The sequence below is a fragment of the Streptomyces sp. Tu6071 genome, assembly GCF_000213055.1.
In the GTDB taxonomy this organism is placed as follows: Bacteria; Actinomycetota; Actinomycetes; order Streptomycetales; family Streptomycetaceae; genus Streptomyces; species Streptomyces evansiae.
Genome location: NZ_CM001165.1, coordinates 6,546,291 through 6,566,887, shown reverse-complemented (window position 1 = coordinate 6,566,887; position 20,597 = coordinate 6,546,291). Strand labels below are relative to the sequence as shown.

Annotated in this window: 19 protein-coding genes; 2 read left to right on the top strand and 17 right to left on the bottom strand. The window is 71.4% G+C overall.

The window, feature by feature from the left end; genetic code table 11:
* Positions 1–180: 180 nt before the first annotated feature.
* The 12 genes from STTU_RS27805 to STTU_RS27750 all read right to left on the bottom strand — a co-directional run bounded on the left by STTU_RS27805 (position 181) and on the right by STTU_RS27750 (position 12,833).
* Entirely contained in the window at positions 181–2,988 is a 2,808-nt protein-coding gene (locus tag STTU_RS27805; protein WP_007829035.1) for a DEAD/DEAH box helicase, read from the bottom strand.
* A 112-nt stretch (positions 2,989–3,100) separates the two neighbouring features.
* A complete protein-coding gene (locus STTU_RS27800; RefSeq protein ID WP_007829034.1) occupies positions 3,101–4,012 on the bottom strand; it encodes a diacylglycerol kinase in 912 nt (303 codons plus the stop codon).
* Positions 4,013–4,056: 44 nt separating this feature from the next.
* Positions 4,057–5,007 (bottom strand): twin-arginine translocase subunit TatC, encoded by a 951-nt coding sequence (gene tatC, locus STTU_RS27795; RefSeq protein WP_007829033.1) that lies wholly within the window; start codon positions 5,005–5,007, stop codon positions 4,057–4,059.
* Positions 5,008–5,066: 59 nt separating this feature from the next.
* Positions 5,067–5,348, bottom strand: coding sequence for a Sec-independent protein translocase subunit TatA (gene tatA, locus STTU_RS27790; protein ID WP_007829032.1), 282 nt, complete (start codon positions 5,346–5,348; stop codon positions 5,067–5,069).
* Positions 5,349–5,568: 220 nt separating this feature from the next.
* Positions 5,569–5,796 carry a hypothetical protein gene (locus STTU_RS27785; protein ID WP_007829031.1) on the bottom strand — a complete coding sequence of 76 codons (228 nt, stop codon included), beginning with the start codon at positions 5,794–5,796 and terminating at the stop codon, positions 5,569–5,571.
* Positions 5,797–5,834: 38 nt separating this feature from the next.
* Positions 5,835–6,098, bottom strand: a complete 264-nt coding sequence (locus STTU_RS27780; protein WP_007829029.1) for a hypothetical protein — start codon at positions 6,096–6,098, stop codon at positions 5,835–5,837.
* A gap of 115 nt (positions 6,099–6,213) precedes the next feature.
* Entirely contained in the window at positions 6,214–7,170 is a 957-nt protein-coding gene (locus STTU_RS27775) for a helix-turn-helix transcriptional regulator (protein WP_007829028.1), read from the bottom strand.
* Positions 7,171–7,251: 81 nt separating this feature from the next.
* Positions 7,252–8,205, bottom strand: coding sequence for a helix-turn-helix transcriptional regulator (locus STTU_RS27770; RefSeq protein WP_007829026.1), 954 nt, complete (start codon positions 8,203–8,205; stop codon positions 7,252–7,254).
* Positions 8,206–8,351: 146 nt separating this feature from the next.
* A complete protein-coding gene (locus tag STTU_RS27765; RefSeq protein ID WP_007829025.1) occupies positions 8,352–8,723 on the bottom strand; it encodes an FKBP-type peptidyl-prolyl cis-trans isomerase in 372 nt (123 codons plus the stop codon).
* 132 nt (positions 8,724–8,855) lie between these two features.
* Positions 8,856–9,881, bottom strand: coding sequence for an FKBP-type peptidyl-prolyl cis-trans isomerase (locus tag STTU_RS27760; RefSeq protein WP_007829023.1), 1,026 nt, complete (start codon positions 9,879–9,881; stop codon positions 8,856–8,858).
* Positions 9,882–10,158: 277 nt separating this feature from the next.
* Positions 10,159–11,520: a Pup--protein ligase gene (pafA, locus tag STTU_RS27755; protein WP_007829021.1), complete on the bottom strand. Its 1,362-nt coding sequence runs from the start codon at positions 11,518–11,520 to the stop codon at positions 10,159–10,161.
* 101 nt (positions 11,521–11,621) lie between these two features.
* Entirely contained in the window at positions 11,622–12,833 is a 1,212-nt protein-coding gene (locus STTU_RS27750) for an MFS transporter (RefSeq protein ID WP_007829019.1), read from the bottom strand.
* Between the two features lie 88 nt (positions 12,834–12,921).
* Here STTU_RS27750 and STTU_RS27745 point away from each other — a divergent pair, with 88 nt between their 5' ends.
* Complete coding sequence (locus tag STTU_RS27745; protein WP_007829017.1) at positions 12,922–13,944, top strand: LacI family DNA-binding transcriptional regulator; 1,023 nt, start codon at positions 12,922–12,924, stop codon at positions 13,942–13,944.
* A gap of 136 nt (positions 13,945–14,080) precedes the next feature.
* Here STTU_RS27745 and prcA read toward each other — a convergent pair whose 3' ends face one another.
* From prcA to arc, 5 genes are all read right to left on the bottom strand, one after another.
* Positions 14,081–14,854, bottom strand: coding sequence for a proteasome subunit alpha (prcA, locus tag STTU_RS27740; protein WP_007829009.1), 774 nt, complete (start codon positions 14,852–14,854; stop codon positions 14,081–14,083).
* A 55-nt stretch (positions 14,855–14,909) separates the two neighbouring features.
* Complete coding sequence (gene prcB / locus STTU_RS27735; protein ID WP_007828999.1) at positions 14,910–15,752, bottom strand: proteasome subunit beta; 843 nt, start codon at positions 15,750–15,752, stop codon at positions 14,910–14,912.
* 298 nt (positions 15,753–16,050) lie between these two features.
* Positions 16,051–16,269, bottom strand: coding sequence for a ubiquitin-like protein Pup (locus STTU_RS27730; RefSeq protein WP_007828998.1), 219 nt, complete (start codon positions 16,267–16,269; stop codon positions 16,051–16,053).
* Positions 16,270–16,472: 203 nt separating this feature from the next.
* Positions 16,473–17,984 carry a depupylase/deamidase Dop gene (gene dop, locus STTU_RS27725; RefSeq protein ID WP_043256538.1) on the bottom strand — a complete coding sequence of 504 codons (1,512 nt, stop codon included), beginning with the start codon at positions 17,982–17,984 and terminating at the stop codon, positions 16,473–16,475.
* Positions 17,985–18,261: 277 nt separating this feature from the next.
* Positions 18,262–20,028 (bottom strand): proteasome ATPase, encoded by a 1,767-nt coding sequence (arc, locus tag STTU_RS27720; RefSeq protein WP_009063673.1) that lies wholly within the window; start codon positions 20,026–20,028, stop codon positions 18,262–18,264.
* A 234-nt stretch (positions 20,029–20,262) separates the two neighbouring features.
* On the opposite strand from arc, the gene STTU_RS27715 reads away from it, so the two are divergent.
* Positions 20,263–20,583, top strand: a complete 321-nt coding sequence (locus tag STTU_RS27715) for a ferredoxin (RefSeq protein ID WP_007828991.1) — start codon at positions 20,263–20,265, stop codon at positions 20,581–20,583.
* The last annotated feature ends 14 nt before the right edge of the window (positions 20,584–20,597 follow it).

The following is a 20,597-nucleotide window of genomic DNA, read 5'->3' as shown; positions in this document are numbered from 1 at the left end:
GCATCCACGCAGGTCAGGCGGGTCGCGTTCACCCTTTCGGCTCCACCGACGCACATATGCGCTAATACTTTTTCGCACAAAAGAAGGCGGGACTCATTCCCCCGCGAGGAAATGAGACCCGCCTTCTTTCTTTCGAGATCAATTCCGATCAGTAGCGACTGAAATCGATCGCCCGCCTTCTCAGCTCACCGAGGTGTACGCGACCACTCCGCGCAGGAGCCCGTCCACCGCCCGGCGGGCGGCCTTCGGCACCGTGCTCCCCTGGCCGGGGGCCGCCGCGGCGATCTGGCCGAGGACGTCGATGATCTGCTTCGTCCACCGCACGAAGTCGCCGGCCGGCATCTCCGCCTCGCGCAGCACCTCGTCGAGCCCCTTGCCCGAGGCCCACTCGTACGCGGCCCAGGCGAAGCCGAGATCCGGCTCGCGCTGGCCGACGCCCTCGGTCCGGCTGATCCCGAAGTCCTCCTCGACCGCGTCGAGCCTGCCCCAGAGGCGCACCATCTCGGTGAGCGCCGACGTCACCTTGCCCGAGGGCACCTTGGGCGCGCCCGCGTCGTCCCCCGAGCGCGACTCGTAGACGAGCGCGGAGGCGCAGGCGGCCAGCTCGGCCGGGCCGAGGCCCTCCCAGACCCCGGCGCGCAGGCACTCGGAGGCGAGCAGGTCGAGTTCCCCGTAGAGCCGCGCGAGCCGCCGGCCGTGCTCGGTGACCTGTTCCCCACGCAGGTAGTCGAGTTCGGTCAGGAGCGCGACGATCCGGTCGAAGGTGCGCGCGATGGTGTTCGTCCGGCCCTCGATACGGCGCTCCAACTGCTTCGTGTCGCGCAGCAGCCGGTGGTACCGCTCGGCCCAGCGCGCGTGGTCCTCGCGCTCGGAGCAGCCGTGGCAGGGGTGCGCGCGCAGTTCGGTGCGCAGCCGGTTGATCTCGCGGTCGTCCGCGGCCTCGGCACGGCCCTTGCGGTGCCGCTCGGGGACGAGGTGCCCGGCCTTGGTGCGCAGCGCCGAGGCGAGGTCGCGGCGGGACTGGGGGCTGCGCGCGTTGAAGGACTTCGGCACGCGCATCCGGTCCAGGGCCTCGACGGGCACCGGGAAGTCGACGCCGTTGAGCCGCTTGACCTGCCGCTCGGCGGTCAGTACGAGCGGGCGGGGCCCGTCGAAGGCGTCGAAGTCGCGCCCGCGGCGGCCACCGACCGCGCGCCCGGCCGGAACGCCCGGGTCCAGGACCAGGGCGAGCCCGGCGAACTTGCCCGTCGGCACGTGGATGATGTCGCCGGGGCGCAGCTTCTCCAGCGCGGCGGCAGCCGCGGCGCGCCGCTGGTTGACGCCCTCGCGGGCGAGTTCGTTCTCGCGGTCCTTGAGCTGCCTGCGCAGCCGCGAGTACTCCTCGAAGTCCCCGAGGTGGCAGGTCATCGACTCCTTGTAGCCCGCGAGTCCCGCCTCGTTGCGCTGCACGTCGCGGGAGATGCCGACGACGGAGCGGTCGGCCTGGAACTGCGCGAAGGAGGTCTCCAGGAGTTCGCGCGAGCGGTGCCGCCCGAACTGCTGGACCAGGTTGACGGCCATGTTGTACGAGGGCCGGAAGCTGGAGCGCAGCGGGTACGTACGGGTGCCCGCCAGGCCCGCGAGGTGCTCGGGGCTCATGGCGCGCTGCCACAGCACGACGGCGTGCCCCTCGACGTCGATGCCGCGCCGCCCGGCCCGCCCGGTGAGCTGGGTGTACTCGCCCGGCGTGATGTCGGCGTGCTGCTCGCCGTTCCACTTGACGAGCTTTTCGAGCACGACGGAGCGCGCGGGCATGTTGATGCCGAGCGCGAGGGTCTCGGTCGCGAAGACGGCCTTGACCAGGCCCCGTACGAACAGCTCCTCGACGACCTCCTTGAAGGTCGGGAGCATCCCCGCGTGGTGCGCGGCGATGCCCCGCTCCAGGCCCTCCAGGAACTCGAAGTAGCCGAGGACGTGCAGGTCCTCGGGCGGGATCGAGGCGGTGCGCTCCTCGACGATCTCGCGCACGGCGAGGCGCTCGGACTCGTCGTTGAGGCGCAGCCCGGCGAAGAGGCACTGCTGCACGGCGGCCTCGCAGGCCGCGCGGCTGAAGATGAAGGTGATGGCGGGGAGCAGGCCCTCGGAGTCGAGCCGGTCGATCACCTCGGGGCGTCCCGGGGTCCACGTCCGGCTCCGCTGGCGGCGCTCGCGCTCCCTGTCGGCCTCGCGCCCGCGCCGCTTGCCGCCGTAGCCGGTGCGTCCGGCCTCCATGCGGGCCATGCGGAGCAGGTCGGGGTTGACCGCGCGCTTGCGGCCCCCGCCCTCCTCGAAGAGGTCGTACATCCGGCGCCCGGCCAGGACGTGCTGGAAGAGCGGCACCGGCCGGTGCTCGGAGACGACGACCTCGGTGTCGCCGCGGACGGTGTCGAGCCAGTCGCCGAACTCCTCGGCGTTCGAGACGGTCGCCGAGAGCGAGACGAGCGTGACCGACTCGGGCAGGTGGATGATCACCTCTTCCCAGACGGCGCCCCGGATGCGGTCGGAGAGGTAGTGCACCTCGTCCATGACGACGTACCCGAGCCCGGTGAGCGCGGGGCTGCCCGCGTAGAGCATGTTCCGCAGCACCTCGGTCGTCATGACGACGACGGGGGCGTCCGCGTTGACGCTGTTGTCACCGGTGAGCAGACCGACCTTGTCGGCGCCGTAGCGCTTGCTGAGGTCGCCGAACTTCTGGTTGGAGAGCGCCTTGATGGGCGTCGTGTAGAAGCACTTCTTGCCCTGGCGCAGGGCGAGGTGCACGGCGAACTCGCCGACGATCGTCTTGCCGGAGCCGGTGGGCGCCGCGACGAGTACGCCCTTGCCGGCCTCCAGGGCCTGGCAGGACTCGATCTGGAAGGGGTCGAGCCCGAACTCGTACATCTCGCGGAAGGCACCGAGCGCGGTGGCGGCTTCGGCGGTGCGACGGCGGCTGGCCGCGTACCGCTCGGCCGGGGAGAGGTCCTCTGTCATCGTGCGATCGAGCCTACCGGCCCCTGCCGACAGAACACGATCATAAAAACCGACGTACTCCGTCGTCGCAGGTCACCGGCGTGGCGGGGCCCCGCTCGGGCCCCGCCCGTGCTCAGCCCCGGGCCGTCTTGCGGGGCGGCGCGAGGAGGCGCAGCGCGGCGGGGTGGGCCGTCGCGGTGAGCGGGAGGGGGCCGAGCGGTTCGCCGTCCGCGTATCCGGTGAGGCCCGCCGCGTCGAGCTCCACGCGACCGGCGCGGTAGCTCGTGACGACGGGGTGCGTCAGGTGGGTGCCCCGGTAGACGCGCGGGAAGACCTTGAGGAGCGTGGCGCGGCTGCAGGGCCCGACGACGGTGATGTCGAGGAGGCCGTCGTCGAGCCGCGCGTCCGCGCAGATCCGCATGCCGCCGCCGTACGAGGTCGAGTTCCCCACGGCGACGAGCGTCGCCTCGATCTCGCGCACGGGCCCGTCGTCCAGGCGCAGCCGGTAGGGGGTGGGCCGGAAGGCGGCGAGTTCGGCGAGGATCGCGAGGTCGTAGCGGAAGCGGCCGAGCGGGAGCCGCATCCGGTTGCCCCGGTCGTTGACGCGCGAGTCGAAGCCGGTGGCGAGGACGGTGCCGTACCAGCGCCCCGCGACGCGGCCGAGGTCGACGGCGCGGTGCGTGTCCTCGCGCAGCGCCCGCGCGATGACCGCGGCGGCCTCGGCGGGCGCCCGTACCGGCAGGCCCAGCGAGCGCCCGAAGTCGTTGCCGCTGCCGACCGCGATGACGCCGAGCGGGGTACGGGTCCCCGCGACGGCCCCGAGCGCGAGCGAGAGCAGCCCGTCCCCGCCGACCGCGACGAGCGCGGCCGTCCCGGCGGCGACGGCCTCCTTCGCGCGCGAGGCCGCGTCCTCGGCGTCGGTGCCGACGACCGTCCGCACGCGGAAGCCCGCGTCCCTGAGGACACGGGCTGCGGGCCGCGCTGCCGCGGCGCCCCGGCCGCGACCGGCCGTGGGGTTCACGAAGAGGGTGATCTCGCTGGTCACGGCGCGACCTTACCGCTCGGTAGGGCCGTGGGACAGGGGCGGTCTCAGGTCACGTCGTCGTAGCCGTTGATGCGGTCGCGGTCGGTCTGCTCCGGGAGGGCGCGGGGGCTGCCGACGCGTTCGACCGCGCCGATGTCCGCGGGACTCAGGTCGAGGGGGGCGGCCTCGTCGTCGTCGAGACCCGCGTACGGGTCGTTGACGGCGCGGCGCCGGTCGTTGAGGAGCGCGAAGAGGGTCGCGCCGAAGTAGAGGACCCAGATGGGACCGGCCAGGGCGAGCATGCTGACGGGGTCGGTGCTGGGGGTGGCCACGGCGGCGAAGACCGTGATGCCCATGATCATCCAGCGCCACCAGCTCAGCATCCGCTTGCCGGTGATGATGTGGGTCAGGTTGAGCATGACGAGGAGCAGCGGCAGCTCGAACGAGGCGCCGAAGACCAGCACCATGCGCGTGATGAGGTTGAGCAGGTCGTCCAGGGGCAGCTGGTTCTCGGCGTTCGTCGGGGTGAAGTCCAGCAGCACCTTCGCCATCGTCGGCAGCGTGCGGTAGGCCAGGAAGGCGCCGACGAGGAAGAGGGGGACGCCCGCGCCGACGAAACCGAAGGCGTACTTCTTCTCGTTGCGGTGCAGGCCGGGCGCGATGAAGCCCCACAGCTGGTAGAGCCAGATCGGTGAGGAACCGACGACGCCGGCCATGAGCGAGACCTTGATCGCCAGGCTGAAGGGACTGAGCAGCCCGTTCATGACGATCCTCGCGCACTCGCCCTTCTCCCGCTGGGCCAGGTCCGAGAACGTCTCCGTGCAGCCCACCGAGTGCATGATGGGGCGCGTCACGAAGTCGACGATGTCCTGGTAGAAGAACGCGGCCACGATCGTCACGACGACGATCCCCAGGACCCCCTTGGCGAGACGGTTGCGCAGCTCACGGAGGTGATCCATGAGCGGCATGCGCCCCTCGGGGTCCTTCTCGGCGTGTGTGCGGGCAGACTTCAGCAACCCACGTCCTCATCTCGTGCGTACGGTGACGCCGGCCTGCTCCGGCGCCGCGTGGGCGCTCAGCGCTTGGTCGTGTCCGAGGGCTCGGCGACCGGGCGGGAGCTGGTCACGTCGCCGGGGGCGGCCTGGATGGTCCGCGGCACCGCCTGGTCGGCCGGCGGGTCGGCCGGGGCGGCCTCGTCCTGCTTGCCCTCGGACTTCATCGCCTTGGCCTCGCTCTTGAGGATGCGCGCGGACTTGCCGAGCGAACGGGCCATGTCGGGAAGCTTCTTCGCGCCGAACAGCAGCACCACGACGACGAGGATGAGGATGATCTCGGGGGCGCCGATCTTTCCGAACATAGGCGTACTACCTTCTCACCGAGGCGGCGGGGATGGGGAGCTGCGAGCGGGAGCTGGACACACGTCCGGTTTCCGTACGCTCCGCGATCGTAGCGCTCACAGGTGAACACGGGACTATCCCTGTGCGCATTCCCGGTTTCGCGACCCACGCCTCGCTCCGGGCCGCGCCAGCAGCGTACCTGGAGGGTCGCGGATTATGACAGGTCGCTGCGCCGGTAGGTCACCTTCGCTGGGCGGGCAGACTTCCCGAGGTCCGGGCGAGATCGGTCGCCGCGCGCTCCAGGTCGCCGGTCGCCTCGCTGATCCGCTGCGAGGTGCGGGCCACCTGCAGGCCCAGGCGGCGGACCTCGATCCACACCCGTACCCCGAGAACCCCGAGGACAGCGAGCCCGGCGAAACCGAGGGCGACGGCGATCATGGACCAGGAGAGAACGGAGGGCGAGGGCATGCGGGGGAGCCTAGTTCCTTGGGGGCGGGAGGCCGGGGTCAGAGGGCGGAGTGCAGGCGCAGCGTGCTGACGCCGCCTTCTGTGAGGAGTTCCACAATCCGCTCCCCCGCCGGTTTGCGGACCGACTCGCCGCACTCGGGACACGTGAAGGAGTAGAAGGTGGTCTTGCGGCTGCCGCCGATGGCGAGCCGCAGCGCGGCGGCGGAGAGGTCGAAGCGGGCCCGGCAGGCGGGGCACGCGGCGCGGTAGAGCCGCCCGTTGGTATCGCCTGTCGCTTCCAGGATTCCTTCGGCGGACGTCACGGGGCTGTCTCCCTCTCGCGGTCTCGGGCGGGCGCCCCGCCCCGGACGGGCTCACCGTCCCGGACGGGCTCACCGTCCCGGGCGGAGTCGCGGTCTCGGGCGGGCGTACGGGACGTCACAGCTCCTCGCCGTACGCGGCGAGGGCCTGCTTCGCCGCCGCGCGGGCGCTCGTGGCCAGCTCGCCGGGCGCGACGATACGGCCGTCGGCGCCGAGCCGGAGCGCGAGGCGGCGCAGGGAGGCCGGGTCGGGGGTGCGCAGCGTGATCCGCAGTCCGCCGTCGGGGAGTTCCTCGGCCTTGTCGTGCGGGTAGTACTCGGCGACCCAGCGTCCGGCGGGCGCGACCTCGACGGTGACCTCGGGGTCGTCGGCCGCGGGCTGCACGAGTCCGGCCGACAGATCGCGCAGCTCCATCTCCGGAGGCGCGGAGGGCTCGTCGAGGATGCGGATCGCGGCGACGCGGTCGAGGCGGAAGGTGCGCCGGTCCTCGGAGAGGCGGCACCACGCCTCCATGTAGGTGTGGCCCACGGCGAAGAGCCGGATGGGGTCCACCTCGCGCTCGGTCAGCTCGTCGCGCGCGGGCGAGTAGTAGCGCAGCCACAACCGGCGCCGCTCCGCGATCGCGCGGTCCACCTCGGCGAAGACGCCGCCCTCGGACTCGAAGGTCACCGAGAGCCTGCTGCTCGCCCCCGCGGTGTCCCCCGCGGCGGTCTCCAGCTTGGCGGTCGCGCGCAGCAGCGCCTGCCGGTCGCTCTCGCGCAGTCCGGGCAGGGTCGTGACGGCGCGGGCCGCGACGAGGAGCGCGGTCGCCTCGTCGGCGGCGAGCCGGAGCGGGGCCGCGACGTCGTCGGCGTTGTGCCACCAGATGCGCTCGCCGTCGGTGTCGATGTCGAGCAGGTCACCGCCGCGGAAGCTGGTCCCGCACAGCGGCAGCACGTCGAGGTCCGAGATGAGTTCGTCCTCGGTGATGCCGAAGGCCCGCGCCACGTCGGCGACATAGGCGCCCGGCCGCTCGCGCAGGTAGGTGACGAGCGAGAGCATCCGCCGGGTCTGGTCGATGGCGTTGGCCGCCATGTGCCTCCTCCTTCTCGTGGTCGGGAGCGTCGGGGTGGGGGCTTCGCGGGGGTACGGGGGCCGTCCCGTGGCGGAGGCGGCTCAGCTCGCGGCCACGGCGCGCAGCCGGTCGAGCACGTCGGCGCGCAGCTCGGCCGGTTCCAGGACGACCACGTCGGGGCCGAACTCGACGAGCCAGGCGTCGAGCCCGTGCCCGTACGGGATCTCCAGCTCGTCCCACTCGCCGTCCACGGACCGCACGTTGATGGCCTTGGCGCGCAGCGGGTAGCCGGAGCCCGCACGCAGCCGGATGAAGGCGCTGCGGTCGGCGTTCTCACCGGCCCAGGCGGCGACGGTCTCGCGGACGGTGACGACCGGGGGGACCTCGCTGGTGAAGGCGCCGCGCGTGGCGCGGACCCGGCCGGTGATGCGGGAGAGGCGGAAGACGCGCTCGGCGCCGCGCTCGCGGTCGTACCCGGCGAGGTACCAGTGGCCGCGCCAGCACTCCAGGGCCCAGGGCTCGACGTGCCGGGCCTCGGGGCGCGGCGCGGTGGACTTGCGGTAGTCGAAGACGACGGGGCGTCGGTCGCGGCAGGCGAGCATGAGCGGCTCGAAGGCGGCCTCGTGGACGGGGATGCGCGGTTCGAGCGCGGTGTGGGTGCCGTAGGGGTCGACGTCCTCGGGGAGACCCGCGGCGCGGAGCTTCTGGAGGGCGCCGCTCGCGGCTCCGGCGAGCCGGGCCTGCTGCCAGACCTTCGCGGCGAGGCCGAGGGCCGCGGCCTCCTCGGCGTCGAGCGTGATGGGCGGCAGGCGGTTGCTGTCGCGGCCCGCGCGGTAGCCGATCTCGCCGTCGAGTCCTTCCACCGTCTCGATGACGAGGCCGAGTTCGCGCAGGTCGTCCTTGTCGCGCTCGAACATGCGGTTGAACGCCTCGTCCGAGGCGGCTTCGAGGTACGCCTCGATGGACTCGCGCAGCTCACGCTTGCTCAGCGGCCTGCGGGTCCCGAGCAGGCACAGCGCGAGGTTCATGAGCCGCTCGGCCTTGGCAATCGCCATCGACGCCCTTTCTGCTGTTCGTCCGCGTCGACCGTACAGCGCCGCGGGGGCGCGGGAAAAGTTCGGGAGCGGCTCCGTACGGGCGCGGCCCCGGGCCCGTACCTGCGTGGTACGGGCCCGGGGCCGCGCGGGAGGTGCTCCGGGGCTCAGACGGAGACGAGGTCGCAGACGAAGATCAGCGTCTCGTTGGGCTTGATCAGGGGGCTCGGGGACTGGCTGCCGTAGGCGAGGTGCGGGGGGATGACGAGCTGGCGGCGACCGCCGACCTTCATGCCCTGCACGCCCTGGTCCCAGCCCGCGATGACGCGGCCGGCGCCGAGCGGGAAGGCGAGCGGCGCGCCGCGGTTCCAGCTCGCGTCGAACTCCTCGCCGGTGGAGAAGGCGACACCCACGTAGTGGACGCGGACGTTGTCCCCGGCCTTCGCCACGGGACCGTCGCCCTCCCAGATGTCCTTGATCTCCAGCTCCGCCGGGGGCTCGCCACCGGGGAAGTCGACCTCGGGCTTCTCGATGCTCACGTCTGTGCTCCAGTGTTGGCAGGAGGACCGCCCCGCCGCGGGCGGGGCGGTCCGTCGTTCGTGGCCCAGTCTGTCACCGGGGGGCGCGGCGGTGGACGTACGGGGGCCGTACGCCGCTGCCGCCGCGCGGGCTCACTTCGCGACGCCGACGACGTCGACCGCGAAGACGAGGGTGGACTTGGCCGGGAGGGTGTCGCCCTGGGCCTGGTCGCCGTAGCCGTCGGCCGGCGGGATCACGAGGAGGACGCGGTCGCCGACGTGCTTGCCGACGAGGCCCTTGTCCCAGCCGGGAATGACGGCGCCGGTGCCGATCGGGGTCACGAAGGGCTCGCCGCGGTTGGCGGAGGTGTCGAAGAGGGTCGCGGGCTTCTTGCCCTCGTTGATCTTCCAGGCGGCGCCGCTGTACTCCATGATCACGTTGTTGCCGGACTCGATCTTCTCGCCCTTGCCCTGGATGAGCACCTTGCTGGTGAGCTTCGTGGGCGGGTCGTTCTTCGGGATCGTGATGTCGGCCTTGTGGGTCTTGTCGTCGACCTTGATCTGCGGCAGGTCCGAGGGGATCGACGCCTGCGTGCCCTTGACCTCGGTGGTCGGGACGATCTTGTTGATGTCGACGACGAAGACGAGCGTGTCGTCGGCGGCGACCCCGGCCTGCTGGTTGCCCTGGGCGCCGAAGCCGGCCGACGGCGGGGCGACGACGAGGACGCGCTCACCCTCCTTGTGCCCGGCCATGGCCTGGGCGAAGGCGGGGATGATCCCCGCGGAGCCCGCCTGGATGACCTGCGGCTGGCCGCCCTTGTCGTAGGTCGAGCCGAAGTCCTTGCCGCTCTTCCAGATCTTGCCGGTGAAGTCGAAGGAGACGAAGTCGCCCTTCTTCACGGTCTTCCCGTCGCCCGCGCTCTCGGAGTGGACGACGAACTTCTTGCTCGGCTCGCCCTTGGGGATCGTGATCTTGGGCTGCTTGTCCTTGGCACCGGAGACCGTGGGCATCGGCGAGGCCGAGGAGACCGGCTTGGGCGCCGAGGACTCGGCGGGAGCGGACGCCGAGGGCGAGCTGGACGAATCGGCCTTGTCCTTGCTGTCGTCGTCACCACCGCAGGCGGTGGCGACGAGTGCCAGGGCGGGCACGATGATGAAGGCTGCGAGTCGGCGATGCACAAGATCCCCAGAGTGTTGCGGATACGGTTCCGTCACTCTAGGCCCTCTCACCTCGGCGACAGGGAACGCGGCAGCGCTTTTCAGCGAGGTGCGCGCACGCGCCCCGCGCGCCGCGGGTACCGCCTGGGCTCCGGAGGCGGAACAGGCAGCTCACGGCGGGTGAAACCGCCAGGTCGGGGCGCGGAAAAGGCCGGGCACAGCGCGTGCCCGGCCTTTTCACAGGTTTCGGTGGCTCCGCACAGGGAAAAGAAATCCGCCCTGTTCCATAAACCGGCGGTCACATTCCGGCGATGAGCTTCTCCACCCGGTCGTCGACCGACCTGAAGGGGTCCTTGCACAGCACCGTGCGCTGCGCCTGGTCATTGAGCTTGAGGTGCACCCAGTCCACCGTGAAATCGCGCCGCTGCTCCTGTGCCCGGCGGATGAAATCGCCGCGCAGCCGCGCCCGCGTGGTCTGCGGGGGAACGGATTTGCCCTCGAAGATGCGCAGGTCGTTGCAGATCCGCGCGGCCTGTCCCTTCTTCTCCAGGAGGTAGTACAGCCCCCGGCGGCGGTGGATGTCGTGATAGGCGAGGTCTATCTGCGCGACCCGCGGATTCGACATCGTCATGTTGTGCTTGGCGCGGTACCGCTCGATCAGCTTGTACTTCATGACCCAGTCGATCTCGGTACCGATCCGGTCGAGGTCCTCCGACTCGATCGCGTCGAGGGTCCGGCCCCACAGTTCGAGGACCTGGGCGACGGTGCCGGTGTTGATGCCGCGGCGCTCGCAGAAGTCGAGCGCCTTCTCGTAGTACTCGCGCTGCACCTCCAGCGCGGACGCCTCCCTGCCGCTCGCGAGGCGGACCTTGCGGCGGCCCGTGATGTCGTGGCTGACCTCGCGGATCGCCCGGATCGGGTTCTCCAGGGTGAGGTCGCGCATGACCGTGCCGGCCTCGATCATCCGCAGGACGAGGTCGGTGGCGCCGACCTTGAGCAGCATGGTGGTCTCGGACATGTTCGAGTCGCCGACGATGACGTGGAGCCTGCGGTAGCGCTCGGCGTCGGCGTGCGGCTCGTCCCGGGTGTTGATGATCGGCCGGGAACGGGTGGTCGCCGAGCTGACGCCCTCCCAGATGTGCTCCGCCCGCTGGCTGACGCAGAAGACCGCGCCCCGGGGGGTCTGGAGCACCTTTCCGGCCCCGCACAGCAACTGCCGGGTGACGAGGAAGGGAATGAGGATGTCGGCGAGCCGGGAGAACTCCCCGTGCCGGGCCACGAGGTAGTTCTCGTGACAGCCGTAGGAGTTGCCCGCTGAGTCGGTGTTGTTCTTGAAGAGATAGACGTCGCCCGCGATTCCCTCCTCGTGCAGGCGGCGTTCCGCGTCGGTGAGCAATCCTTCGAGGATGCGCTCACCGGCCTTGTCGTGGGTCACCAGTTCGGTGATGTTGTCGCATTCGGGGGTGGCGTATTCCGGATGCGAGCCCACGTCGAGGTAGAGGCGGGCGCCGTTGCGCAGGAAGACATTGCTGCTGCGGCCCCATGACACGACACGGCGGAAGAGGTACCGCGCCACTTCGTCCGGAGACAGACGGCGCTGTCCCCGGAACGTGCACGTGACGCCGTACTCGTTCTCCAGCCCGAAAATGCGGCGGTCCATGCTTGAACATTACGCCTCAGGCCACTTCCTGAAACCGGCTCGGGCGTGAGGGTTCGGATCATTTTCACCGCGCGGCCCCCCGGCCCGACCTGCCCCGTCCTTCAGGGCCCGGTCGTTTCGGGCGCGACCGCCCCGCCCGTACGGCCCTCCAGGGCCGGTGCGGTGACGACGAGGACGAGCGCCGCGAGCACCCCGCCGCACGCCGCCACGGCGAAGCCGGCGCGGATGCCGCCCGCGTCCAGCGCGGGGCCCGCGAGCGCGGTGCCGAGCGCGTTGCCGACGCCGAAGGTCGTCACGAGCCAGGAGAACGCCTCCGTCACGGTGCCGCGCGGGGCGTGCCGGTCCACGGCGACGAAGGCGCAGGCGAGCGCCGGGGCGAGGAAGACCCCGGCGAGCAGGGCGAGGCCGGTCATCGCCCACCGGCCGGGGGTCAGGAGCAGCGGCAGGTAGCCGAGCGCGAGCAGCGCGACGAGCAGCCGCAGGCGGGGCTCGGGCCGGCCGGTCCACACCCGCGCGCCGTAGGCGATCCCGCCGACGAGGGCACCGGCGCCGAGCGCGGCCATGATCCACCCGTACGCCGTCTCGCCGCCCGCCCCGTCGGAGTAGGCGAGCGCGGAGACCGTGATGGAGCCGAGCGCGACGCCGACGAAGAGGAAGGCGCCGAGCAGCGCGAGGAGTCCGGGCGAGCGCAGCGCGCCCAGCCAGTGCGCCTCGCGCGCGGCGCCGCGCCAGGCGCGCGAGGGCCGCGAGAGGACGACGGAGAGGGCGCCGAGCACCCCGAGGACGTTGACGACGAGGAGCGCCGCCGTCGTCGAGCGGAGCGCGACCAGGAGCGTGACGAGGAGCGGGCCCACGGTGAACATCACCTCCTGCGCCACCGCTTCGAGGGCGTACGCGGTGTGCACGCGGTCCGCGCGGCCGAGGACGCTCGGCCACAGCGCGCGCAGCGCTCCCTCCAACGGCGGGGTGGTGAGTCCGGCGAGGCCGACGAGGAGGTACGCGAGGGGACGGGGCGTGATCCCCGTGAAAGCGAAGGCGGCCATGGCGAGCGCGGAGAGGACGGCCGCGGGGAGCAGTACGGCGCGCTGCCCGCGCAGATCCACGGCCCGCCCGAGGAGCGGCTGCCCGGCGGCGGTGGCGAGCCCGTAGACGGCGGCGAGGGCACCGGCGAGGGCGTAGCCGCCGCCCTGCTCGCGCACGTGGACGACGATCGCGATGTGCCCGACCCCGTTGGGCAGCCGCCCGAGGAGGGTCGAGGAGAGCAGCCTGCTCGCGTACGGCGCGCGCAGCACCCCCAGGTATCCGCTCGCCATCGCCGCCCCACCCCTTCAGTTGTACGTATAACGTCGCGGCCTATACGTACCATGACCTCGCCCACCGGTCCAGCCGTCGAGGAGTTCCGTGCCCGCCTCAGGCAGCCCCCCGCCCGACTCCGTCCCGCGCCCCACGAGCCGTGACGTCGCCCGTGCCGCCGGGGTCTCGCAGGCGGCCGTGTCGCTCGTGCTGAGCGGGAAGTGGCGGGGACGGGTCGGGGCCGCCACGGCGGAGCGGGTGCGGGAGGCGGCGGACGGGCTCGGGTACCGGCCGAACCTGGCGGCGCGGAACCTGCGCCTCGGGCGCACGCGCACCGCGCTGCTCGTCGTGCCCGCCCTCACGAGCGAGTTCTTCGCCGGGGTGTACACGGGGGCCCAGCGGGTCGCCGCCGCGCACGGCACCGGGCTCGTGCTCTATCCCTCGCCCGAGGGCATCGGCCCGGCGCGCGACCCCTTCGACTCCGCGCGCGCCGCGCTCGACGGGGTCCTCGCCTCCTCGATGGCCGCCCAGGCGCTCGCCGCGATCCGCGGGGACACGCTGCCGCTGGTGATGCTGGACGCGGAGCCGCTGCCGGGAGCCCGCACCGCCACGGTCAACCTCGCCCTCGCGGACGGGATGCGCCAGATCGCCGCGCACCTGCGCGCGCTCGGCCACCGGCGCTTCGCGCACCTCGCCGCCGGCGTGGACTCGTGGACGTTCACGAGCCGCGCCACCGCCCTCGCCGGGGCCCTGCCGGGGGCGGACCTCGCCACCGTGCGGGCCCCGCTGTCCATCGCGGGCGCGCGCGAGGCGGCGCTGCGCCTGCTCGACGGCCCGGGGCGGCCCACGGCGGTCGTGTGCGACGACGACCTGATGGCGGCGGGCGTCCTGAAGGCGGCACGCGGCCTCGGCCTGCGCGTGCCCGACGACCTCTCGGTCACGGGCATGGACGACCTGACCCTCGCCCGCGCCCTCGACCCCGAACTGACCACCGTGCGGCTGCCCGCCGAGGAGTTCGGCGCCCGCGGCATGACCGCCCTGCTCGCCCTCCTGGACGGCACCGAGCCCCGCACGGACCCGCTCCCCGTGGAACTCGTCGTCCGCGGCTCGACGGGCCCGGCGCCCGCCTGACCCCCCGTCCGGTCCTCACCGTCCGTCGCCCGTCGCCGCGCGCTCGCCCCGGGACCGGTGGGCGCGCGACGGCCCCGCGCCCACCGGGGGCACGGGGCCGTGATCCCGCCGGACGGCCGGGGCCGCCCGCCGGGGCTCAGCTGTCGTCGGTGTCCTCGTCCTCGGCCGGGGCGGCCGGGGCCTCGGTGTCCTCCGCGTCGGCCTGCTCCGCCTCGCCCGCGAGGAGGCGGGCCAGGTGGGTGCCCGTGATGCGGCGGAACTTGCGCTGCTGCGCCCTCGTCCGGTCGAGGACCGCGACCTCCAGGCGCTCCGCCGGGATCGCGCGCTCGCTGCCGTTGGCGTCGCGGGCGAGGGCCTGGACGGCGAGCTTGAGGGCCTCGGCGAGGGTCATCCCGTCGCGGTGGCGCTGGTCGAGCCAGCCGCTGATCTGCTCCGCGTTGCCGCCGACGGCGACCGAGCCGTGTTCGTCGACGATCGAGCCGTCGTGCGGGAGCCGGTAGATCTGGTCGCCCTCGGGGGTGTCCCCGACCTCGGCGACGACGAGTTCCACCTCGTACGGCTTCTCGGCGGCGCTGGAGAAGATGGTGCCGAGCGTCTGCGCGTAGACGTTGGCGAGTCCGCGCGCGGTGACGTCGGTGCGGTCGTAGGTGTAACCGCGCAGGTCGGCGTAGCGGACGCCGCCGATCCGCAGGTTCTCGTACTCGTTGTACTTGCCGGCCGCGGCGAAGGCGATGCGGTCGTAGATCTCGCTGAACTTGTGGAGGGCCCTGGAGGGGTTCTCGCCGACGAAGACAATGCCGTCGGCGTACTGGAGCACGACGAGGCTGCGGCCTCGGGCGATGCCCTTGCGGGCGTACTCCGCCCGGTCGGCCATCGCCTGCTGGGGTGAGACGTAGAACGGCGTGGACACCGGCTGACCGTCGCTTTCTGTCGGGGTCGGGGGAGGTCTTCGGAGTTCCGGGGGGTCAGAGCAGTTCGGCGCGCGGCCCGTCCGGCTGCGCGAGCCTGCGGCGCTGCACGTCCTCGGCGATACGGGCGGTCTCCTCCTCGGAGACGCGGCGGTAGCCCTCGTCCGTGATGACGCTGATGATCGGGAAGATCCGGCGGCCGAGGTCCGGGCCGCCGGTCGCCGAGTCGTCGTCGGCGGCGTCGTAGAGCGCCTGGATGGCGAGGATGCTCGCCTGGTCCGCGTCGAGGCCGGGGCGGTAGAGCTTCTTGAGCGCGCCCCGGGCGAAGACCGAGCCCGAGCCCGTCGAGGCGTAGCCGTACTCCTCGGAGCGACCGCCCGCGACGTCGTACGAGAAGATGCGGCCGGTGCCGCGGTCGACGTCGTAGCCGGCGAAGAGCGGGACGACGGCGAGGCCCTGCATGGCCATGCCGAGGTTGCCGCGGATCATCGTGGCGAGGCGGTTCGCCTTGCCCTCCAGCGAGAGCGTGGTGCCCTCGACCTTCTCGAAGTGCTCCAGCTCCAGCTGGAAGAGCTTGACCATCTCGACGGCGAGCCCGGCGGTGCCCGCGATCCCGACCGCCGAGTACTCGTCGGCGGGGAAGACCTTCTCGACGTCCCGCTGGGCGATGACGTTCCCCATCGTGGCCCTGCGGTCGCCCGCGAGGATCACGCCGCCGTCGAAGGCGAGGGCCAGGATCGTGGTCCCGTGCGGCAGTTCGATGGCCCCCTTGACGGGAAGCTGCCGCTTGCCGGGCAGCAGTTCGGGCTGATGCTCGGACAGGAAGTCCAGGAACGAGGAGGAACCGGGTGTCAGGAAGGCGGCGGGCAGACGCCCGGTGTGACGCGTGTGTGCTCCCATGTTTCCCTCCGGTCGGGCGGTGGTCCGGTCGCGGCGCCACGGGGGCGCTCATCCGCGCCGACGGGCCCGGTAGCGGTTGATGACGGTACGTACGCCTCGGACCCTACCCGCCACAGCGGGCGGAACCACCCACAGTGGCAAACCCGTGCCACACGGATGCGCGGGCCGCTGACCTGCGTCTTGACGGTGCGGCACGGGAGGGGCCGAGCGGAAAGCACGGCGCGGGACGCCCCGGGGTCTCCCGGGACGTCCCGCGTCCGTACGTTCACTCGTGGGGTCGTGACCCCACGGGGGTGCGCTACTCCCCGCCCTTCTGGACGAAGCTGCGCACGAAGTCCTCCGCGTTCTCCTCCAGGACGTCGTCGATCTCGTCCAGGACGGAGTCCACGTCGTCGCTCAGCTTCTCCTGGCGCTCCTTGAGATCCGAGGAGTCCTGTGCGTCCTGGGTCTGTTCCTCGGTCTCCTCGGTGGACCGCGTCGCCTTCTGCTGTCCGCCGCCGGTGTCCTTGGTCGCCATCTACCTCACCCCGCTCGGTGTGCCCCGCTGGATGTGCTGTGGTGTGCCGGTGACCGGTTCTGTCCCGGCCCCAAGATCGGTTCTCTCCGACCCTACAAGCAGGGCCGCGATCCGGCCCTGTGATTGCTCAACGCGCTGCCTGCCCTGATGTTTCCCTCGTGGGGACCTTTTCAGGCCCCCACGAGGTCACGGATTGGCGCCGCTCAGGGTCCGGTCAGGGCCCTGACCAGCTCTTCGGCCGTGCGGCAGCGGTCGAGAAGATCCTTCACGTGGGTACGTGTACCGCGCAAGGGCTCCAGGGTCGCGACCCGCTGCAAGGAGTCGCGATCGGGCAGATCGAAGATCACCGAGTCCCAGGAGGCGGCGGCGACCTCGTCCGCGTACTGTGCCAGGCAGCGCCCGCGGAAATAGGCCCTCGTGTCCTCCGGCGGGTCGAAGACCGCCCGGGACACCTCCTCCTCGCTCAGCAGCCTTTTCATGCTGCCGCGGGCGACGAGCCGGTTGTACAGGCCCTTGTCGGGCCGTACGTCGGCGTACTGGAGGTCGACGAGGTGGAGCCTCGCGGCGTCCCAGTCGAGGCCGTCGCGGCGCCGGTAGCCCTCCATCAGCTCGCGCTTGGCGACCCAGTCCAGCTCCTTGGAGAGGCTGGAGGGGTCCCGCTCCAGGCGGTCGAGGGTGTCCTCCCAGCGGGCGAGGATGTCGGTGGTCTCCTCGTCCGCGTCGCTCCCGTACCGCTCGTCCACGTATTTGCGGGCGAGGGCGCAGTACTCCATCTGGAGTTGCACGGCGGTGAGGCTGCGGCCGTCGCGCAGCTTCACGAGCTGCTGGAGCGAGGGGTCGTGCGAGACCTGGTGCAGGGTGCGGACCGGCTGGTCCACGGCGAGGTCGACGGCGATGAAGCCGTCCTCGATCATCGCGAGGACGAGCGAGGTGGTGCCGAGCTTGAGGTAGGTGGAGATCTCCGAGAGGTTCGCGTCGCCGATGATGACGTGCAGCCTGCGGTACTTCTCGGCGTCCGAGTGCGGCTCGTCGCGGGTGTTGATGATCGGCCGCTTGAGCGTCGTCTCCAGGCCCACCTCGACCTCGAAGTAGTCGGCGCGCTGGCTGAGCTGGAAGCCGTGCTCGCGGCCGTCCTGCCCGATCCCGACCCGGCCCGCGCCCGTGACGACCTGGCGCGAGACGAAGAAGGGCGTGAGGTGCCGGACGATGTCGCCGAAGGGGGTCGCCCGGGACATCAGGTAGTTCTCGTGGGTGCCGTAGGAGGCGCCCTTGTTGTCGGTGTTGTTCTTGTAGAGGTGGATGGGGTGCGTGTTCGGCACGGCCGCCGCGCGCTCGGCGGCCTCGGCCATGATCCGCTCCCCCGCCTTGTCCCACAGCACCGCGTCCCGCGGCCCGGTGATCTCCGGGGAGCTGTACTCGGGGTGGGCGTGGTCCACGTAGAGCCGGGCGCCGTTGGTGAGGATGACGTTGGCGAGGCCGATGTCCTCGTCGGTGAGCTGGGTGGAGTCGGCCGACTCGCGGGCGAGGTCGAAGCCGCGCGCGTCGCGCAGCGGGTTCTCCTCCTCGAAGTCCCAGCGTGCCCGCCTGGCCCGGTGCATCGCCGCCGCGTAGGCGTTGACGATCTGGGACGAGGTGAGCATGGCATTGGCGTTCGGGTGACCGGGCACGGAGATCCCGTACTCCGTCTCGATGCCCATTACTCGCCGTACGGTCATGCGGCCCTCCTTGCCCGGCGCCGCTCCCCCGCGGGAGCCGCGCTCCAGTACCGTGCGCGCTCGGGCGCGCGCCCGGTCCCCGTCCCCGCGCCGCGCCGCCCGGTGATGTCGCTGAGCCTAGAACGCTTGTGCGTCGCTGGTGGGGGTATTCCTTGCTTCCTGCGGCCCGGCGCGTCTTCCTCGTACCGGCCGGCCCGGGCGGGCCGTCCGCTGCCGTCGCCAACGCGGGAGGCCGCGGGGCTCCGGGGAGCGACCGCGGCCTCCTGCGTATGAATCCCTACAGGTACTGACCGGTGTTCGCCACCGTGTCGATGGAGCGACCGGTGTCGGCGCCCTGCTTCCCGGTGACGAGGGTGCGGATGTAGACGATCCGTTCCCCCTTCTTGCCGGAGATACGGGCCCAGTCGTCCGGGTTGGTGGTGTTGGGCAGGTCCTCGTTCTCCTTGAACTCGTCCACGCATGCCTGGAGGAGGTGGGAGACGCGAAGGCCCTTCTGGTTCTGTTCGAGGAAGGCCTTGATGGCCATCTTCTTGGCGCGGCCGACGATGTTCTCGATCATGGCGCCGGAGTTGAAGTCCTTGAAGTACAGGACTTCCTTGTCACCGTTGGCGTAGGTCACTTCGAGGAAGCGGTTCTCGTCCGATTCGGCGTACATCTGCTCGACCACGGACTGGATCATGCCGTGGACGGTCTCCGCGCGGTCGCCCGTGTGCTCGGCGAGGTCGTCGGTGTGCAGCGGGAGCCGGTCGGTGAGGTACTTCGCGAAGATGTCCTTGGCCGCCTCGGCGTCCGGACGCTCGATCTTGATCTTGACGTCGAGCCGGCCGGGGCGCAGGATCGCGGGGTCGATCATGTCCTCGCGGTTCGACGCCCCGATGACGATGACGTTCTCCAGGCCCTCCACGCCGTCGATCTCGGCGAGCAGCTGGGGGACGATGGTGTTCTCCACGTCCGAGCTGACGCCGGAACCCCGGGTGCGGAAGAGGGATTCCATCTCGTCGAAGAAGACGATGACGGGGGTGCCCTCGCTCGCCTTCTCCCGGGCCCGCTGGAAGACCAGGCGGATGTGCCGCTCGGTCTCGCCGACGTACTTGTTGAGCAGCTCGGGGCCCTTGATGTTCAGGAAGTAGCTCTTGCCCGCCGCCTGTCCGGTGACCTCGGCCACCTTCTTGGCGAGCGAGTTGGCGACGGCCTTGGCGATGAGCGTCTTGCCGCAGCCGGGCGGGCCGTAGAGCAGCACACCCTTCGGCGGCCGGAGCTCGTGCTCCTTGAAGAGGTCCGGGTAGAGGTACGGGAGCTCGACGGCGTCGCGGATCAGCTCGATCTGGTTGCCCAGACCGCCGATCTGCTCGTAGCCGATGTCCGGGACCTCTTCGAGGACCAGTTCCTCGACCTCGCTCTTGGGCACGACCTCGAAGACGTACCCGGAACGGGAGTCGAGGAGCAGGGCGTCGCCGGCCCTGATGGTGACGCCCATGAGGGGCTCGGCGAGGCGCACCACGCGCTCCTCGTCGGTGTGCCCCACCACGAGCGCGCGTTCGCCGTCCTCCAGGATCTCCTTGAGGGTGACGATGTCGCCCGCGCGCTCGAACTCCATGGCCTCGACCACGTTGAGCGCTTCGTTGAGCATGACCTCCTGGCCACGCTGCAAGGTGTCGGTCTCGATCTCGGGGCTGACGTTCACCCGGAGCTTGCGCCCGCCGGTGAAGATGTCGACGGTGCCGTCCTCGTTCGCCGCGAGGAAGACTCCGAAGCCCGCTGGGGGCTGGGCAAGGCGATCCACTTCCTCCTTGAGGGCCACGATCTGGTCGCGGGCCTCGCGGAGGGTGTTCGCCAGTCGTTCGTTCTGCGCGGACACCCCGGCCAGGTTGGTCTGAAGCTCGACGATCCGGTCCTCAAGAATCCTTGTGTGACGCGGTGAGTCGGCGAGCTTGCGCCGCAGGACGGCGATCTCCTGCTCAAGCTGGGCGACCTGGGCGAGCGGGTCCTCGGACCCCCGGCCCGGGCGGATGCCGCGGTTCATGTCGTCGTCGTGGGCTGCCACGGTCCTCACCTCCTCCAAAGGGAGCTGGACGCTTCCAGACCCTACCTGGGCGGGTGCCGGTTGAAACCCCTAGATCAAAAAGACGGTGGGGCGTGTCCGATGTTCACCCTTGCGCTCTCCCTCTCCCGAGGGGAATACCCACCCATCCCCCGATGAAGCGGCCCGGTTGTATCGTCGAGGTGTTCAACGCCCCTTGACGGTGGCGGGCTTCACGCAGAGGAAACGGCAGGAAACATGACCGCACAGCAGGAGTCCGGGCTCGCGGCGCGGGAGGACGAACCGCTGGAGGTCTGGATCGACCAGGACCTGTGCACGGGCGACGGCATCTGCGCGCAGTACGCGCCCGAGGTCTTCGAGCTGGACATCGACGGGCTCGCGTACGTCAAGAGCGGCGACGACGAACTCCTCCAGGCCCCCGGCGCGACCACGCGTGTCCCGCTGCCGCTGCTCCGGGACGTCGCGGACTCGGCCAAGGAGTGCCCCGGCGAGTGCATCCACGTCCGCCGGGTGACGGACCGCGTGGAGGTCTACGGGCCGGAGGCGGACGCGGGCTGAGTTCCCCCGGGCGG

Excerpts from the sequence above, each read along its gene's own strand:
- prcB (WP_007828999.1), bottom strand. The coding sequence starts at position 15,752 with ATGGGAGCACACACGCGTCACACCGGGCGTCTGCCCGCCGCCTTCCTG.
- STTU_RS27750 (WP_007829019.1), bottom strand. The coding sequence starts at position 12,833 with ATGGCGAGCGGATACCTGGGGGTGCTGCGCGCGCCGTACGCGAGCAGG.
- STTU_RS27785 (WP_007829031.1), bottom strand. The coding sequence starts at position 5,796 with ATGCCCTCGCCCTCCGTTCTCTCCTGGTCCATGATCGCCGTCGCCCTC.
- STTU_RS27770 (WP_007829026.1), bottom strand. The coding sequence starts at position 8,205 with ATGGCGATTGCCAAGGCCGAGCGGCTCATGAACCTCGCGCTGTGCCTG.
- STTU_RS27715 (WP_007828991.1), top strand. The coding sequence starts at position 20,263 with ATGACCGCACAGCAGGAGTCCGGGCTCGCGGCGCGGGAGGACGAACCG.
- dop (WP_043256538.1), bottom strand. The coding sequence starts at position 17,984 with ATGACCGTACGGCGAGTAATGGGCATCGAGACGGAGTACGGGATCTCC.
- STTU_RS27805 (WP_007829035.1), bottom strand. The coding sequence starts at position 2,988 with ATGACAGAGGACCTCTCCCCGGCCGAGCGGTACGCGGCCAGCCGCCGT.
- STTU_RS27775 (WP_007829028.1), bottom strand. The coding sequence starts at position 7,170 with ATGGCGGCCAACGCCATCGACCAGACCCGGCGGATGCTCTCGCTCGTC.
- tatA (WP_007829032.1), bottom strand. The coding sequence starts at position 5,348 with ATGTTCGGAAAGATCGGCGCCCCCGAGATCATCCTCATCCTCGTCGTC.
- pafA (WP_007829021.1), bottom strand. The coding sequence starts at position 11,520 with ATGGACCGCCGCATTTTCGGGCTGGAGAACGAGTACGGCGTCACGTGC.
- STTU_RS27730 (WP_007828998.1), bottom strand. The coding sequence starts at position 16,269 with ATGGCGACCAAGGACACCGGCGGCGGACAGCAGAAGGCGACGCGGTCC.